The sequence below is a fragment of the Frigoribacterium sp. PhB116 genome (genome assembly GCF_004364285.1).
Classification (GTDB): Bacteria; Actinomycetota; Actinomycetes; order Actinomycetales; family Microbacteriaceae; genus Frigoribacterium.
The window spans coordinates 15318-32635 of the sequence record NZ_SOBE01000002.1; the positions used below are offsets into that span (position 1 = coordinate 15318).

Genomic DNA, 17318 nt, shown 5'->3' on the forward strand with positions numbered 1-17318 from the left:
TACCGTGAGCCGGTGAGCAGCGCACCCGAGACCCGCACGCCCGAGACCCCCGCGGCGGAGACCCCCACCGCGGAGACCCTCGCCGCCGAGACCCGCACCTTCGAGACGCGGGTCGGCACGGTCGTCGGACGCGTCGACGGCGACGTGGTGCGGGTGCTCGGCGTGCCGTACGCGGTGGCCGAGCGCTTCGAGGCTCCCCGGCCCGCGCCTCCTGCGGTCGGCGACGACGGCCAGCCGATGCCCTTCCTCGCCTTCGAGCGCGCGCCTGCCTCGCCGCAGCTGTCGTCGCCCTCGATGCAGGTGCTCTTCGACGACGCGGCCCGCGGCATGGTCGACTCCGAGCACTGCCAGGCGCTGTCGATCACGCTGCCCGCCGACCTCGCCCCGGGGGAGCGGCTGCCCGTGATGGTGTGGATCCACGGCGGTGCCTACGTCAACGGCGCGGGCGACCTCGGCGTCTACGACCCGCGCTCGCTCGTGGTCGAGCAGCGCGTCGTCGTGGTCGCGGTGACCTACCGGCTGGGCGTCCTCGGGTTCCTCGGCGACGGCGACCGGGTGCCGTCGAACCTCGGGCTGCTCGACCAGCTCGAGGCGGTGCGCTGGGTGCACGACACGATCGACGCGTTCGGCGGCGACCCCGACACCGTGACGTTGTTCGGGCAGTCGTCGGGCGGCGACTCGATCGCCCACCTCATGATCAGCGACGGGGCGCGCGGGCTGTTCCGCCGCGCGATCGTGCAGAGCGCCCCGCTGGGGCTCGGCCGCGGCCGGTCCGCGATGTCGCGGGCGATGCTGCGGGTCGTCGGCGTCCCCGACCCCGACGCCACCGTCGAGGAGCTGCTGGCGGGGCAGCCCCCCGCCGAGCGCGCGGCCCTGCGCTTCGGGCTGCGCGGCGGGATGCCGTTCGGCCCGCAGTACGGCCGCGCCCCGCTGCCCGCCGAGGAGGACCGCGACGCCGCGTGGCGCGACGTCGCCCCGCACGTCGACCTGCTGATGGGGGCGACGACGGAGGAGACCGGGCTCTACGTGCCGCTCGTCCGGCCGCTCGACGTGCTGACGAGCCTGCCCGTCGTCGGCGGGCTCGCGCGCCGCGTGCTCGTCCGGGCGACGACGGGGGCCGTGTACGGACGCGACGCGCGCCGCTTCGTCGCGCGGCACCGCGCCTCCGGCGGTCGTGCCGTGCGGTACGAGCTGAGCTGGGCTCCGCGCGGCAGCCGCTACGGAGCCGCCCACATCACCGACCTGCCGCTGCTGCTGGGGACGGAGGAGGCGTGGGGCCGGTCGGCCCTGCTGGGCGAGTCCGACTGGGCGGAGGTCGACCGGCTCGGGCGGCGGGTGCGGCAGATCTGGGCCGACTTCGCGCGGACCGGGACCGTCGCGGCGGACGCGGCCGCCGGGGCGTCGCAGGCGCTGGTGCTCGACCGCGGCTGAGCGCTGCTCGGCGTGACGCACCGCACCGCGAACGCGACAACGGGAGCGGCGGGTCGGTGCCCCTCGTGCTCGACCCGACGCTCCCGCGTCTTCCCCCCTCTCGCCGGCCGTCCCTCCCCGACGACCGGCCCGTCCGGCGCCCCCGCGCCGGATGGTCTCCGTGCCCCCGCAGGGGCTGCCCCGCAGGGCTGCTCGTCCCGGACTAGCCCCGTCCGGAGGCGGCGGCCTGGGCGGCGAGGACCGCCTCGCTGAGCGGGATCAGCAGCCCCGAGTCCTCGGGGTCGACGTATGCCAGCACCTGGACCCACGTGCCGTCCGACACCAGGTCCACCCAGCAGGAGGCTCCCTCGTGGGAGTAGCAGACGAGGGTGGCCGAGTCGGCCCCCGCGACCTCGACGGGGGTCCCCGGCATGGTCTCTCGTCCGTAGGCCCACGCGCTCCCCGACACGAACTCCACGGTCACCCCGCTGACGTACCCGTCCGGCTGCGTGTCGTCCGCCGACGCGATCGTCCAGGAGCACCGTGTCGACCACGCCTGGGTCTGGCGGATGCCCGTCGCGGGCGTCCATCCCTGCTCCACGACGTCGCCCATGTCGGGCGAGCCCGCGAGCTCGCCCACGGTGCGGCCCGACGGCAGAGCAGCGCAGGAAGTCCCTGCCCACGACGACTCCTGGCCGGCCCAGGGCGCACCCGGCGTGAGCGCGTCGGTGACCGTGACGACGCTGCCGGCGGCGGCCCGCGCCGTCTCCGTCGTCACGGGGGCGGAGGTGACGGTCGCGCCCAACGACAGCTCGATCCACCACGGACCCGACACCAGCGAGGCGTTGCACCTCGTGCCGTAGTCGTCCTCGCACCGGGCGGCCGACACGTCGCCCACCTGCAGGCCGGGGAGGCCGGACTGCGTCAGCCCCGAGATCCACTCCCTGCCCCGGTCCGCCGCGGGCGAGATCCGGATCTCGACGACGTCCTCCGAGAGCTCCGCGCCCTCGGCGGTCCAGCGGCAGTCGAGGACTCCCGCCTGCCGGTAGGCGGCGTCGCCCGAACTCCAGTAGCCCGGCTGCACCGTGACGAGCTGGGCGGCCGGCACCAGGGAGGTCACCTGCGCGCGGTCGCCCAGGGTCGCGCAGTCGATTCCCGTGGCGGGCGCGGGGACGGTCTGCGGGGGCGGGGCCGACGGGCTCGGAGCGGCCGAGGGCGTCGGCCGTGGGGTCGGCGTGGCCGACGGCGTGCTCGTGGGGGTGGCGGCCGGCGACGCCTGGAACGGCGAGGGCAGCACCAGCGCGAGCGCGCCTCCTGCGCCCCCGACGCCGAGCAGGGCGACGAGGCCGAGGGTCAGGCCGAGGTGGCGACGGGCCCAGGGGCGTCGTCGCGCAGGGGGCTCGGCGGCGGCGCGGCGCAGCACGTCCTGCTTCATCGAGACGAGCATGCGGTTCAGGTCGTCTCCGGTGGGGGGCTCAACGTCCATCGCGGATCACCGCCTTCCTCAGTCGTGTCCGGGTCCGGGAGACCCGTTGTGTCAGTGCGCCGACGCTCAGCCCGAGCAGCTTCGCGGCCTCGGCGTAGCTGCGGCCCTCGATCAGGCACAGCTCGCAGATCTGCTGGTCGACGGGGCTGAGCGCCTCGATCTCGGCACGGACCCAGCGGAGCCGCTCGCGCGCCTCCTGGGCGTCGTCGTCGGCGGGGGCGATCAGCTCGGCGGGCAGCTCGTCCGCCTCGGTGCGCTGCCGCTTGCGCCTCAGGTTCATCGCGTGGTTGCGGCAGGCGACGAGCAGCCACGGCAACAGCGACCCGTCGTGCAGGGTGATCTCGGCCGAGCGGCGCCAGAGGGTGACGAGCGTGTCCTGCACGATCTCCTCCACGTCCATCTTGCTGTCGGCGAGCGCCCAGGCGTAGCGCGTCAGCGTCGGCGCCCAGCGGTCGAAGATCTCCGACAACGCCCGCTCGTCCCCGCCCGACGTGCGTCGGACGAGGTCGGAGTCGTTCTCCGTCGTCATGTCCATGTCTGCCCCCCTCACTACAGGAATGTCGCAGATCGCCGAGGTCTGACAGAAATCGTCGAGAAAGTCCGACGAGTGCCTCGAGGGACTCAGGAAAGAGGTGCGGCCGCCTCCTGATTCGTGCGCGTCTCAGGACTGGCGCTCCCCCCGCTACGCGATGCAGGACAGAAGTTCCTGAACGGAGAGGCGGCAGCCGAGCCGGGTGACCTGAGAATCGCTGCAAGGCCGAGGAGGCGGGTGAGAGCAAGCTGGACGGCATGCCCGACGCAGACAGCACCTCCACCGCCTCCTCGTCCGCCACCTCCTCGTCCGCCGACGCGCTCGAGCTCGTGCGCTCCGAGGTGGACCGTGCCGTGCGCGCGGTCGTCGAGACCGACCCCGACGGCCTCGACGCCGTGGCCGACCTCGTGTCCGGTGCCGGGCGCGTCTTCGTCCACGGCGCGGGCCGGTCCGGCCTCGCGCTGCGGATGACCGCGATGCGGCTGATGCACCTCGGCCTGACCGTGCACGTGGTCGGCGAGGTGACGTCCCCCGCGATCGGCGAGGGCGACGTGCTGCTGACCGCGAGCGGGTCGGGGACGACGAGCGGCATCGTCAGCGCGGCGCAGTCCGCCGTCGACGCCGGTGCCCGGGTCGCCGCCGTGACCACCGCCACCGACTCGCCGCTGGCCCAGGTCGCGACCGCCGTCGTGCTCGTGCCCGCCGCCGAGAAGCTCGACCGCTCGGGCTCCGCCTCGGCGCAGTACGCCGGCGGCCTCTTCGAGCAGGTCGTCGTGCTCGTCGGCGACGCGCTGTTCCACGCTCTGTGGCAGCGCTCCGGCCAGAGCGCCGACGACATGTGGCCCCGCCACGCCAACCTCGAGTAGCCCCCGGCTGCTCGTCCGACACGTCCCACCCCGAAAGAAGGAGCACCACATGAAGCTGCAGTTCGCCATGGACACCCTGACCACCGAGGCCGCCCTCGAGCTCGCCGCCGCCGCCGCGCCCAGCGTCGACATCATCGAGCTCGGCACCCCCCTGATCAAGGCCGAGGGCTTCCGCGCCATCACCGCGATCAAGGAGGCGCACCCCGACAAGGTCGTGTTCGCCGACCTCAAGACGATGGACGCCGGCGAGCTCGAGGCCGGCGAGGCGTTCAAGGCCGGTGCCGACCTCGTGACCGTGCTGGGCGTCGCGGGCGACAGCACCATCGCCGGTGCGGTCAAGGCCGCGAAGGAGCACGGCAAGGGCATCGTCGTCGACCTGATCGGCGTGCACGACAAGGCCGCCCGTGCGAAGGAGGTCGTCGCCCTCGGCGCCGAGTTCGTCGAGATGCACGCGGGCCTCGACGAGCAGGCCGAGGACGGCTTCACGTTCGAGGCCCTGCTCGAGGCCGGCAAGGCCTCGGGCGTGCCGTTCTCGGTCGCCGGAGGCGTCAAGGCCGCCACGGTCGGCTCGGTGCAGGACGCGGGCGCCCAGGTCGCCGTCGCGGGCGCCGCGATCTACGGTGCCGACGACGTCGCGGACGCCGCACGCGAGATCCGCGCCGCGATCAAGTAGCACCGCCGCAGACCGCTGAGGGCGGGTGAACTGCGCCGAGGGCGGGTCGTCAGCGACCCGCCCTCGAGCCAGTTCACCCGCCCTCGACGTGTGCCCGCGGCTAGTGCACCAGCACGACGGCGAGCGTCGTCGGGGCGTCGTGGCCCGGCCACGTCGCGGACAGGACCTGCGTCGTGTCGTCGTGCACGCCTCCTGCGGCCTCGGCGAGGGAGGCGGGCGAGCCGCCGCCGTCGGGAGTCCGCGCGACCACGAGGGTGCACGAGCCCGCGTCGACCACGGTCGCTCCGTCGACCACGCGCGTGCCGCGCACCGAGGTCGACGGCACCTCGGCGCCGGCCGTGCCGCTGCCGACGACGACCATGGTCTGCTCGTGGGGCACGCGCTCTCCGTCGGACTTCTGCAACACCTCGTCGGCCTGGCCGTCGCCGGTGAGCGCGGCCGCGATGGTCGCCGCGACGAAGACGGGGTCGCCGCACCCGTCGTAGACCCAGCGCTCGCCGAGCACCGAGTGCTGCATCGTGCCGACCAGCAGGTCGTCGACGCCCTCGAGCGGGGCGCCCCGGTAGGTCAGCGGCACCTGCAGCACGGGGCCGTCGCCGGCGCGGACGAGCAGCACCTCGACGCCGACCTCGCCGGCCGGGTCGTCGAGGCGGAACGCCGCGACCTTCTCGAGCGGCCCGGGATCGCCCTCGAACCACGGCTGGCTCGGCGCCCAGGCCGCGAGGGCCTCGAGCTTCGACGGGACGAGTTCGGCCTGGTGGAGGAGTGCCATGCCGCGATCGTAGGGGGCACGACCGACGCCGGCCAGCGCGGGCCTAGCCTGGTGCGGTGACCGCGACCCCCTCCGCCGCCGGCCCTGTCCGCACCGCCGAGCCCGCGCCTCCTGTGCCCGGCACGTACCGCCACTTCAAGGGCGGCCGCTACGAGGTGATCGGCACGGGGCGGCACGTCGACACCGAGGAGGCGCTGGTCTTCTACCGCACGCTCTACGGCGACCGCTCGCACTGGGTGCGTCCCGTGGCGCAGTTCGTCGAGCGCGTCACGCGAGACGGCTGGGACGGGCCGCGGTTCGTCCGCGAGGAGCCGCAGCCGGAGCAGCCGGAGCAGCCGGAACCGGAGCCGCAGTCGGAGCCGGGCACGGAGCCCTAGCCCGGGGGGACGCGGGCTTCTCGCACCCACCCGTGGCGTCCGGAGTGCGGACGGGCGACGTCCCCCGGAACGGGGTCTCGGAGGTCCCCGAAGTGGGGGACCGCGACTCGTTGCCTGCCCCCGGGGGGTCCTCCACAATGAGGACTGCCGCGTCCCGACCCGCGGCGACGCTCCCCGCGACTGAACCCGCGCACGAGGCGTCTCGCGCCCGGCTGCCCGGGCGAGCTCCTGGAGTCACCCGTGCCCCGTCCCGTCGCCCCTGCCCTCTCGCCTGCGCTCCCGGCCGGCCTCCCGCGCGCCCTCTGGCGCCTCCTGCTCGCGGTAGCCGTCGTGCTCGCGGGCCTCGCCGTCCCGGCCCTGGTCGCGCCGACCGCCGCCCGCGCGGCCGACGGGCTCGCCGTCACCTTCACCGAGTCCGCGCCCACCAGCACGCTCGTCGGCGGCGCCGTCGCGGTGACGCTGACGGCCTCGAACGCGACGTCGACGCCCGGCTACAACCTGACCCTCACCGACGTGATCCCGGTCGGCGCGACGTTCGCCTCGGCCGACGCCGGCCTCGGCTCGCCCAGCCGAGTCGTGAAGCTCAAGGACGGCACGACGAAGCTCATCTGGTCGAACGTGGCCGACCTGCAGGCCGGGGTCACCGTCGCCCACACGTACTCGTACACGACCTCGGCGGCCGTCGGGGCCGTCGTGACGACCTCGGGCGCCGCCTTCGCCAGCTCGGCCGCGCGGACCCTGCCGAAGTTCGACGCCGCCGGCGCGCCCGTCGCCGACCCGGCCGTCGTGAGCGCGACCGGCGGCTCGACGACCACGCTCGTGCCGTTCAAGCTAGACAAGAAGGAGGACTCGAGCCCCGAGGGCGAGCTGCTCCGCGGCGTGCACGACCACCCCACGACCTACACGCTGACCGTCACGAACAACGAGGTCGGCCGCTCGACGGGCTTCTCGATCGTCGACTTCCTGCCTGCCGGCCTCGAGTTCCTCGGCTGCACGAGCGTCGACAACAGCGCGGCCGACACGGTCGAGTACCCGGGCGCTCCCCGCCTCGACAGCAGGCCGCTGCCCGACACGGCCGGGCTCTGCCACGAGCCGGCGAGCGTCAGCACCGTCCGGGTCGACCCTGACGGCACGGCCGGACCGCTGGCCCTCGGCGTGTACACGCGGGTCGAGTGGACCGGCCTCGGCGACCTCGCCGCCGGCGCGACGACCACCCTGCGCTACGCCGCGGCCGTGCCGCTGCGCGAGAACGAGCTGTTCCCCGCCGGGGCGCCCGCTGCGGGGGCGACCGGCCTCTCCACGGCGAACCTCGACAACAACACCGGCAGCGAGACCCGCGACGAGCAGCCGCTGACGAACAGCGCCACGACGTCGGGCAGCTGGCAGGGCACCGTCTACACGTCGTCGGCGACCGCGACGGTCAGCGCCGAGGACGTGCGTATCGTCAAGACCCGCGGCGTCAGCGGCGACGACCAGGGCGCGATCCGCCAGGGCGCCACGACGAACTGGCACCTCGCGATCGCCACCTCGGAGTACGCGCAGGGCACGAGCGACCTCACCGTCGTCGACACGATCCCGGACGGCCTGTCGTACGACGCGGGCTCCGCCACGCACCGCCAGTCGGGCACGGCCTTCGCACCCGTCTCGACCACCCCGGGCACGGCCAGCCCGTGGACCCAGGCGATCACCTGGACGGTGCCCGGCTTCACGGCGACGAACGGCGCCTTCACCGTCGACTTCACGACGACCACGCTCGCCTCGTACCGCAGCGGCGTGGGCCCCGTGGCCGCCGAGGACTCGTGGACCAACCGCGTCGACCTCACCTCGACGTCGACCCTCGTCGACGCACGCAGCACGCCCGACTCGCTGCGCAGCCACGTGCTGGCGACCCCGGACGACTCGTCCGCCGGCCAGGAGGCCGCCGCCGTCGTGCTCACGAAGCAGGTCGCGGTGCCGCAGACGACCGCCGACTGCACCACCGCCTCCTGGGTGCCCGAGGGCGGCGCAGCCCCCTCGTACGGCCCCGGCGACACGGTCTGCTGGAAGATCGAGGCGACGTTCCCGGTCGGGCTCAACACGGTGTCGACCACGGTGAAGGACTTCCTGCCCGCCGGGTTCGCCTTCGTGGGCGCCGCGTACGGCGCGGGCCACACGGCCGCTCGCCCCGACGCCGTGTCCGACGGAAGCGTCATCTCCTGGACCCTGCCCGACGAGGCGTCGGGCAACGTGTTCCAGGCGATCGTCACCTCGACCATCAGCGACCCGACGGCGGCCGCCGACGGCGACATCACGGCGAACCTCGCCAAGCTGACGTTCACGAACACGGCCGGTGCCGTCTTCCAGCTGCGCGACCAGGCCGACGCGGTCTGGACCGAGCCGCAGCTCACGACGGCCAAGACGGCCACGCCGACCACCGTGCAGGGCGGCGACACGGTCGACTACACGGTCACCGTCTCGAACTCCGGCCGTGCGCCCGCGACCGAGGTCAGCGTCCGCGACCTGCTGCCCGCCGGCTGGACCGCCGGCCAGGTCAGCCAGGTCACCGCAGGAGGCGCGGTGACGGACGAGAGCCCGCGCTCGCGGATCGACTGGTCGGGCCTGACCGTGCCGGCCAAGTCGGGGACGACCGACGGGCGTCTCGTGCTCACCTACTCGGTCGCCGTGCCGGCCGGCATCGCTGCCTCCGACGAGTTCAAGAACACGGCGGGCGTGCGGCAGTACCAGGACGCCACCAACACTGGCACGCCCTTCACGTACACACCCGCGAACAACGTCGACAAGACCCTCACGACCACGAACGCGGCCCGCGCCGACGCCACCTCGACCGTCCGCGCCGGCGAGCCCACGGTCGCGAAGGACGTCGACGTCGCGACGGCTCCGGTGGGGTCGCAGATCACCTACCGCGTGACGACGACGATCCCGGGCGGCGTCTCGCTCTACAGCTCGGCGGAGGGGCTCGCGCCCTCGGTGACCGACCAGCTCCCCCAGGGTCTCCAGGTCGTCGGCGTGCCCACGGCCAGCATCAACGACGGGCCCGCCGCCCCCGCGTCGGTCGCCTCGGCGAACCGCCTCCGCCAGCGCGTGTCCTTCGACCTCCCGACGAACGCGCAGGGCGTCTACGTCAGCGAGCGGGGCGACGCCGACGTGGTCGTGCTCACGATCACGGCCACGGTCGTCGACTCGGCGGCGGACCCGGCCGTAGTTCGCGGCTACGCGCTCCGGAACACGGGCACCCTGGCGTGGTGGCCAGCGGCCTCGGCGGCGTCGACGCCGGCACGGACGGCCTTCAACTCCCGGCCCGCCACCACCACCGTCGTCGAGCCCGCCCTCACGCTCGCCAAGACCGACGACGCCACCGCCGGCAAGGTCGTCGTGGGCCAGGCGGTCACGTACTCGCTCCGGGTGCGGAACCCTGCCGGCACGGCCGTGTCCACGGCGCACGACGTCGTCGTCTCGGACGTGCTGCCGCAGGGCCTCACCTGGGTCGACGGCGGCACCTACGACCCGTCGAGCCGCACGATCACGTTCCCCGAGATCGACGTCGCGCCCGGCACCTCGCCGGCCGACTTCACCTTCCGCGCCACCGTGGACGAGACGGTCGGCGACACCCGCATCCGCAACGTCGCCACGGCGGTCGGCAGCTCGCTCGACGGCCCCGTCGAGGGCGAGCGCACCTACTCCGCCACCGCCGAGGACACCGTGACCGTCCCCTCCCTGTCGGTGGTCAAGGCCCTCGCGGACCCGGCCGTCACGACGCGCACGACCGGCGAGCTCACGACCTACACGCTCGACGTGCGCGTCCCCGCCGGCGTCTCCGCCTACGACGTCACCGTGCACGACACGCTGCCGAGCGGCCAGGCCTTCGGCTCCCTCACGGCCGTGACCTGCGCCTCCTGCGACCCGTCGCTCACCGCGTCGATGCTCGGCACCCCGAGCACGGGCACGATCGGCTTCTGGCTCGGCGACGTCACGGCGGCCGCAGCCGAGCGCGTCGTGCACCTCGAGTACACCGCGTACGCGCAGAAGTCGACGACGTCGGGCCAGGTGCTGACCAACGTCGCGCAGGTCGCGTTCGACAAGACCGACAAGATCGACGGCAAGCCGGCCTCGCGCCCGCTCGCGGCCTCGTACGACTACACGAGCCTCGCGTCGACCGCCGCCGTCACCGTCGTCGAGCCGCGCCTCGTGCTCGACAAGCGCGTCGACGGCCAGGTCGGCGACGCCGACACCCGTCGCGCCGTGCCCGGCGAGACCCTGACGTACCGCGTCGCCGTGACCAACACCGGCACCGGCCCCGCGTACGACGTGCAGGTCACGGACGCGCCGGACACTCGCTTCACGGGCTTCACCCCGGTCGAGGGAGGCGCGGGCACCGTCACCGGCGCCGTCCGCAGCTGGACGATCGACGGCCCCGTCGCCCCGGGCGAGACCCGCACGGTCGTCTACCGGCTGACCGTCCCCGCCGGCCTCGGCTCGGCCGACGAGGTCGCCGGCCCCGAGCTCGCCAACACGGCCGACGTGGCGTCGTACGCGGGCGTGGCCGACCAGCCGACCGACGGCCGAGACTACGAGACATATCACGACGTCGACGCCGACACGGTCGGCATCGAGGTCGACCTGGCCTCGCTCGCGGGCTCGACCTGGTTCGACGCGAACGGCGACGGCGTCCGCACGGCAGGTGACCCGGGGCTCTCGGGCGTCGGCGTGACCGTCGTCTTCGCGGGCGTCGACGGCGTGCTCGGCACGGCCGACGACGAGCGCCACCCGACGACGTCGGGCCCCGACGGCTCGTGGAAGGTCGACCACCTGCCCGGCGGCAGCTACCGGGTCGACGTCGACCCCGCGACCCTGCCGGCCGGCCTCGTGCCGAGCTACGACCTCGACGGCGTGGCCTCGGCGAACTCGGCCGTGTTGACGCTGGCCGAGGGCGCCGACCGCACCGACGCCTCCTTCGGCTGGGCCGGCAGCGGCTCGCTCGGCGACCTCGTCTGGGCCGACCGCGACGGCGACGGCCGCCAGGGCGCGGGCGAGCCCGGGATCGGCGGCGCCGAGGTGCTCGTGACGTGGGCGGGCCAGGACGGCGACCTCGCGACCGAGGACGACAACGTCGAGTGGGAGCGCGACAGCGACGCCGAGACCGGCGCGTGGTCGGTCGGCAGCCTGCCCGCCGGGAACTACTCGGTGAAGGTCGGCAGCCTGCCGGCCGGCTACCTGCTCGCGTCCGGCCCCGCCGGCGTCTCGGGCCTCGGCGGCCGCACCGCGACCAGCACGCTCGTGCTCGGCGCGGGCCAGCAGGTCGTCGACCAGGACACCGGCTGGCGCGGCACCGGCGCGATCGGCGACCGCGTGTGGCTCGACCGCGACGGCGACGGCGTGCAGGACGACGGCGAGCAGGGGCTCGTGGGCGTCCAGCTCACGGTCACCTGGGCCGGCGCCGACGGCGAGCTCGACACGGCCGACGACGCGGTCGTCCCCGTGGTCACGGGCACCGACGGCTCGTGGCTCGTCGACCACCTGCTGCCCGGCGAGCACCGGGTCACGGTCACGGGCGCGCTGCCCGAGGGCGCGACCTCGAGCTACGACGAGGACGGCACCGCCACCGGCACCGCAGGAGGCGACAGCACGACGCGCGTCGTGCTCGCGGCCGGCGACGCCCCGCACCTGACGGCCGACTTCGGCTACGAGGTCACCTCGAGCATCGGCGACCGCGTGTGGTGGGACGTCGACGGCGACGGCGTGCAGCAGCCCGGCGAGCCCGGCCTGCGCGGCGTGGGCGTGACGGTCACCTGGCTCGGCGCGGACGGCGTGCTCGGCACGGCCGACGACCTCGTCTTCGGCGCCGTCACCGACGACGAGGGCGACTGGCTCGTCCGCGACCTGCCGAACGGCGACCACACGGTCGCCGTCACCTCGGGCGTCGCCCCCGGCTTCGTGCCGACGCACGACGCCACCGGCCCGGCCGACGGCGTCTCGCGCACCTCCCTCTCGAGCGAGCGCTCCGTCGACCTCGACCAGGACTTCGGCTACCGCGGCGACTCGACGATCGGCGACCGGGTCTGGCTCGACCGCGACGGTGACGGCGTGCAGACGAGCGACGAGCCCGGCCTGCCCGGCGTGCGCGTCACGGTGACCTGGGCCGGGCCCGACGGCACGGCCGGCACCGCGGACGACGTAGCGCTGCCCTCGGTGCTGACGGACGCCTCCGGGGCCTGGTCGGTCGGCTCGCTGCCCCTCGGCTCGTTCTCGGTCGTGGTCGACCGGAGCACGCTGCTGCCCGGCCTGTCGTCGGTGCACGAACGTGACGCCGACCTCGACCTGGCCACGACCGTCGTCGTCGCCCGGACCGGGACGACCGTCGACGACGCCGACTTCGGCCTGCGCGGCGACAGCAGCGTCGGTCGGGTGGTCTGGCTCGACCGTGACCGCGACGGCGTGCTCGACGACGACGAGCGCGGCCTCGGCGGCGTGCGGGTCGACGTGCTCTGGGTCGGCCCCGACGGCCGGTTCGACACGGCCGACGACGCCGTGTTCAGCGCCGTCACCGCGACGGACGGCAGCTACCTGGTCGACGGCCTGCCCGCGGGCAGCTACCGCGTGAGCGTCGACAGCGCCTCCGTGCCCGCCGGGCTCGGCCTGGTGCGCGACGAGGACGCCAGCCCCGACGGGGTCACGACGATCGAGCTGCCGGTCGCCACGGCGCACCGGACGGCCGACTTCGCGTTCGCGGGCGGCGCCTCCGTGGGCAGCTCGGTCTGGCTCGACACGGACGGCGACGGCGTGCGCTCGTCGGACGAGCAGCCGGTGCCGGGCCAGCGCGTCTCGCTGACCTGGGCAGGCCCCGACGGCGTGCTCGACACCGCGGACGACCAGCTCTTCTCCACCCTGACCGCGGCCGACGGCTCATACCTGTTCACCTTGCTGCCCGACGGCCGCTACCGGGTGTCCGTCGACGGCGGCGTGGCTCTCGCCGCGGTGAACACCGGTGACCCCGACGGAGGTGCCCCGAACGTCTCGCAGGTCGAGATCGCCGGAGGCGCGTCGAACTTGGTGCAGGACTTCGGCTACCGAGGCACGAACGCCCTCGGCGACACGGTCTTCTGGGACCGCGACGCGGACGGGACCGACTCGGCCGGCGACCCGCGCCTGCCCGGCGTGCAGCTCGAGCTGACCTGGCTCGGCCCCGACGGCGTGGCCGGCGGCGGCGACGACGTCGTGCTGACGACGACGACCGACGACGCGGGCTCGTGGCGGGTCGACGGTCTGCCCGACGGCCGCTGGACGGTCGCGGTGGTCGGCGGCGTGCCCGCGGGGCTCACGCCGAGCAGCGACGCGGACGGTGCGGACGCCACGGGCGGGTCGGACGGTGCGGGTGACGCACCGGCCGACGGCCGCAGCGCGCTCGAGCTGGGCGGCGGCGTGGTCGACCTCGAGCAGGACTTCGGCTTCGCCGGGGCGGGCTCGATCGGCGACACGGTCTGGCTCGACGAGGACGGCGACGGTCGTCAGGGCGACGACGAGGTCGGGATCCCCGGCGTCACGGTGACCCTGACCTGGGCCGGCGTCGACGGCGTGCTCGGCTCGCCCGACGACCGGGTCGAGACGGCCGTCACCGACGAGCAGGGCCGCTGGCTGGTCGAGCACCTCGCCGCGGGCGAGTTCCGGGTCGAGCTGACGGGCGGGGTGCCCGCCGGGCTGACGACGACGCGGGCCGGGTCCGAGTCTGGTGCTGGTGCTGGTTCGGGCTCCGGCCCTGGTGCCGGCAGCGGCTCCGGTTCCGTGCCGACGAGCACGACGACGCTGGCGGCCGGTGAGGCCGACCTCGACCAGGACTTCGGCTTCCGTGCCGACGCGTCGCTCGGCGACTCGGTCTGGCTCGACGTCGACGGCGACGGCGTACGCGACCCGCACGAGCCCGGCGTCGGCGGCGTGGTCGTCACCGTGCGCCTGGCCGGTGCCGACGGAGCCCTCGACACCGCCGACGACCTCGTGCTGACGCGGACGACCGACGCGTCGGGCGCCTGGACCGTCGACGGCCTCCCGGCCGGGGCGGTGCGGGTCAGCTACGACCCCTCGACCCTGCCTGCGGGCACCGTGCCGGCCTCCGACCTCGACGGAGACACCCTGACGGCGACCACCGTGCAGCTGGAGGCCGGCGAGCAGCAGCTCGACGTCGACTTCGTGGTGCGCGGAACGGCCGGCGTCGGAGGCGTCGTGTTCGACGACGCGGACGGCGACGGAGTGCGCGACCCGGGCGAGAAGGGCGTCGGAGGCGTCGGCGTGACGATCGTCTGGAGCGGACCCGAGGGGCCGGTCACGATCGTCGTGACGACCGGGCCCGACGGCAGCTGGTCGGTCGGCGGTCTGCCCGCCGGCGACTACACGGTGACGGTGTCGATGGACGGAGTCCCCGCGGGGACGCGGCCGAGCACGGGCGTGCGCACCACGTTCACGCTCGCGCCCGGCGGCTCCGAGCAGGTGCTCACCGGCCTGACCGCGCAGCGTCTCGCCTTCACCGGTTCCGACCTCGGCGGAGTGCTGCTGATGGGGCTGTCACTGCTCGTCGCCGGAGGCGCGGCCCTGGTCGTCTCGCGCCGGCCGAGCCGTCGCCGCCGCACCGTGACGGAGGACTGAGGAGGCGCCTCCTGCGGGCGACGATGACCTTCGACTTGCCACTTGGTGGGCCTCTGAGTCGTGCCAGACCCCGCCAACTGGCAACTCCCGAGGTGCCCAGACCGAGCAGCGACCCGGGATTCTGCGGGGACACTCAGGCTCGTGGTGCATGCTCGTCGTTTCGCCCGCGCCCGCCCGTACCCCTCGGGAGCGCTGGGCGGACGTGCCGGGCCCCGAGGCCCCGCTGGAACCGACACCGACCCGTCACCTCGACAGCACCTGCCGGTCGACCGGTCCGCCCCTGGCGGAACGGTCGGGCCGCCTCCGGGACCGACTCCCCGGCCGTGCCGTCGTGCACCGCGCCTCCCGCGGTGCTGCGCACCCGAGGCGCAGAGGTGAGTCGACGTGCCCCCGACCGAGGCGCGCCGAGCAGGCCGGCCGAGCAATGGGACGACATGACCTCCGAGAACACCCCCGCCCCCGAGGGCACCCGCAGCACCAGCACCGCCAGCACCACCCGCTCCACCACCGACGACTCCGCCGGCACCGGCACCGGCACCGGCACCGCGGCCGCGCCGCTGACTCGCCGGGCGATCGCCGCCAGCCGTCGCCGGGCGAGCCGCCGCCGCCTCGTCGGAGTGACCGCGGTCGCCGCCGTCGCGATCGTCGCGGGCACCGGCTTCGCCTTCGTCAACCGTGCCCCGTCGGCCGAGGCCGTCGCCGCGGCCCACGCGCAGAGCGTGAAGCAGAACGAGGAGGCGATCGCCGACTCGCTCGCCGAGGCCCAGGCCAAGACCACGATCGACATCGCCTCGCAGGTCGTGACCTCGACGAAGGACAAGGTCGACGCCAGTGCGCTCGAGACCTCGGTCGCGTCGCTCGCGGACTACGAGAACCTCGACTCCGACACCCTCGCCGCCCGTGTTGCCGAGACGGCGACGACGGCGCAGACGGTCCAGGCCGCCGCGTCCGAGGCCGACCGCCAGGCCGCTGCCGCCGCCGCTGCCGCGAAGGCCGCCGCCGAGGCCCAGGCCGCCGCCGAGGCGCAGGCCGCCGCTGAGGCTGCCGCCGCCGCTGCCGCTGCCGCCCAGGCCGCCGCGAACACGCCCGCCGCCGCCAAGGCCGCCGCCCAGCAGCTCGCCTCGTCGAAGTACGGCTGGGGCAGCGACCAGTACGGCTGCCTCGTGAACCTGTGGCAGAAGGAGTCGGGCTGGAACTACAAGGCCTCGAACCCGAGCAGCGGAGCCGCCGGGATCCCGCAGGCGCTCCCGGGCAGCAAGATGGCCTCGGTCGGGACCGACTGGGCCACCAACGCCACGACGCAGGTCACGTGGGGCCTCGACTACATCAAGCGCGCCTACGGCACCCCGTGCAGCGCCTGGGGCCACAGCCAGTCGGTCAACTGGTACTGAGCCCGCCCGCCGGTCTCGGCCGCGTCCCGTCACGGGGGTGACGGGTGCGCCGATCCGACAGAGGAGGTCCTCCCCGAGCTCGGGGAGGACCTCCTCTGTCGGTTCGAGCCTTCGCCGCTAGCCGCGCGAGCTAGTTCTGCGGCGGGATCGTCTGCCGGTCCGTGGGCTTGTCCGTGGTGACGGGCGCCTCCACCGAGGGCTCGGGGGTGGCCGGCTCGGGCGTCGCCGTCGGGCTCACCGGCGACGGGGTCGGCGTCACGACGGGGTCGTCACGCTCGCCGCAGCCCGCCAGCGCCCCGACGGCGAGCGCGGCCACGGACAAAGCTGTCACGGCTCGCGCCGTCACGGCTCGTGCCGTCCTGCCTGCACTGCCCGTCCTGGCCCTGCCGCGCATCCCGCCCCTGCCGTCCATGTGCCGAGCCTACGCACGAGCGGGATCCGCCGAGTGGTCCCGAACTGTCGTCGCGCTCGCCGGGGACGACGACATCCGGCCACTCGGCGGGGTGTGGCGCGTCAGACGGCGCCGACGAGGGTCCAGACGCCGCCGTCGCGGCGGGTGACCCGGGCTCCGCGCACCTCGGCCAGCCGGTCGACCGTCGACTCGACCGCGGAGCCGACCCCGAGGGCGAAGTCGTCGTCCGTCCCCGTGAACCGCACCACGAGCTGGGGCTCGCCACGCAGCATCATGATGTCGTTCGCCTCGACGGTGGCGTGCTCGGCCGCCGACGCGGCCGCACCCGGCAGAAGCGTGTCGGGTCGCACCCCCGGTCGCAACGACCCGACGGAGAGCATCACGCGATAGGAGGGCATGCCTCGATCCTGCCCGACTACCGGTCGTCCTCCGACGCCGGGGCGATCTCCGTCGGCTCCGACACGAGTCGCATCCCCACGGTCGTCGACGCCGACTCGAGCAGCTCGGCGACCCAGAGGCGGTTGACGGCGGCCATGCGGCTCCCGGCATAGACGAAGTGGAGCGGGATGGACTCGTGCATCCAGATGACGGAACGGCCCTGACCGGACGGCTGGTCGTCACGCCACGTCAGCGAGAAGCTCTCGTGGCGGCGCAGCTTGGTCACCACGGCGAGCTGCAGGTGGGCGAGAGCTCGGTCGTCGATGTCGATGGCATATCGATCCGACCCGTAGAACAGTGTGCCCAAGTGCTTCCCTCCCTGCCGTTCGA

12 protein-coding genes are annotated in these 17318 nt (G+C 74.5%); 6 read left to right on the top strand and 6 right to left on the bottom strand.

All coding sequences use genetic code 11. From position 1 onward, the window contains the following. Positions 1-12 precede the first annotated feature (12 nt). Positions 13-1431, top strand: coding sequence for a carboxylesterase family protein (locus tag EDF20_RS06500; protein WP_133738154.1), 1419 nt, complete (start codon positions 13-15; stop codon positions 1429-1431). A gap of 202 nt (positions 1432-1633) precedes the next feature. Here the strand turns inward: EDF20_RS06500 and EDF20_RS15635 are convergent, their stop codons facing one another. Together EDF20_RS15635 and EDF20_RS06510 are read right to left on the bottom strand one after the other, a co-directional pair. Continuing rightward, entirely contained in the window at positions 1634-2896 is a 1263-nt protein-coding gene (locus EDF20_RS15635) for a hypothetical protein (protein ID WP_166644769.1), read from the bottom strand. After that, on the bottom strand, positions 2886-3431 hold the full coding sequence (locus EDF20_RS06510; RefSeq protein ID WP_233569086.1) for a sigma-70 family RNA polymerase sigma factor: 546 nt from the start codon (positions 3429-3431) through the stop codon (positions 2886-2888). Before EDF20_RS06510 ends, EDF20_RS15635 begins: the two co-directional genes overlap by 11 nt. 254 nt (positions 3432-3685) lie before the next feature. On the opposite strand from EDF20_RS06510, the gene hxlB reads away from it, so the two are divergent. Continuing rightward, positions 3686-4294: a 6-phospho-3-hexuloisomerase gene (hxlB, locus tag EDF20_RS06515; RefSeq protein ID WP_133738155.1), complete on the top strand. Its 609-nt coding sequence runs from the start codon at positions 3686-3688 to the stop codon at positions 4292-4294. A 49-nt stretch (positions 4295-4343) separates the two neighbouring features. After that, positions 4344-4967, top strand: coding sequence for a 3-hexulose-6-phosphate synthase (gene hxlA, locus EDF20_RS06520; protein ID WP_123547560.1), 624 nt, complete (start codon positions 4344-4346; stop codon positions 4965-4967). 100 nt (positions 4968-5067) lie between these two features. On the opposite strand, the gene EDF20_RS06525 is transcribed toward hxlA, so the two are convergent. After that, positions 5068-5739: a hypothetical protein gene (locus EDF20_RS06525; protein WP_133738156.1), complete on the bottom strand. Its 672-nt coding sequence runs from the start codon at positions 5737-5739 to the stop codon at positions 5068-5070. A 56-nt stretch (positions 5740-5795) separates the two neighbouring features. On the opposite strand from EDF20_RS06525, the gene EDF20_RS06530 reads away from it, so the two are divergent. From EDF20_RS06530 to EDF20_RS06540, 3 genes are all read left to right on the top strand, one after another. Beyond that, positions 5796-6116, top strand: a complete 321-nt coding sequence (locus tag EDF20_RS06530) for a DUF1653 domain-containing protein (protein ID WP_133738157.1) — start codon at positions 5796-5798, stop codon at positions 6114-6116. Between the two features lie 240 nt (positions 6117-6356). Further along, a complete protein-coding gene (locus tag EDF20_RS06535; protein ID WP_133738158.1) occupies positions 6357-14747 on the top strand; it encodes an SdrD B-like domain-containing protein in 8391 nt (2796 codons plus the stop codon). 434 nt (positions 14748-15181) lie between these two features. Beyond that, entirely contained in the window at positions 15182-16138 is a 957-nt protein-coding gene (locus EDF20_RS06540) for a hypothetical protein (RefSeq protein ID WP_243833411.1), read from the top strand. Between the two features lie 130 nt (positions 16139-16268). Here EDF20_RS06540 and EDF20_RS06545 read toward each other — a convergent pair whose 3' ends face one another. From EDF20_RS06545 to EDF20_RS06555, 3 genes are all read right to left on the bottom strand, one after another. Further along, entirely contained in the window at positions 16269-16469 is a 201-nt protein-coding gene (locus EDF20_RS06545; protein WP_133738159.1) for a hypothetical protein, read from the bottom strand. A 182-nt stretch (positions 16470-16651) separates the two neighbouring features. Continuing rightward, positions 16652-16948, bottom strand: a complete 297-nt coding sequence (locus EDF20_RS06550; RefSeq protein WP_133738160.1) for a hypothetical protein — start codon at positions 16946-16948, stop codon at positions 16652-16654. 17 nt (positions 16949-16965) lie between these two features. Next, positions 16966-17295, bottom strand: a complete 330-nt coding sequence (locus tag EDF20_RS06555; RefSeq protein ID WP_133738161.1) for a hypothetical protein — start codon at positions 17293-17295, stop codon at positions 16966-16968. Positions 17296-17318 lie beyond the last annotated feature (23 nt).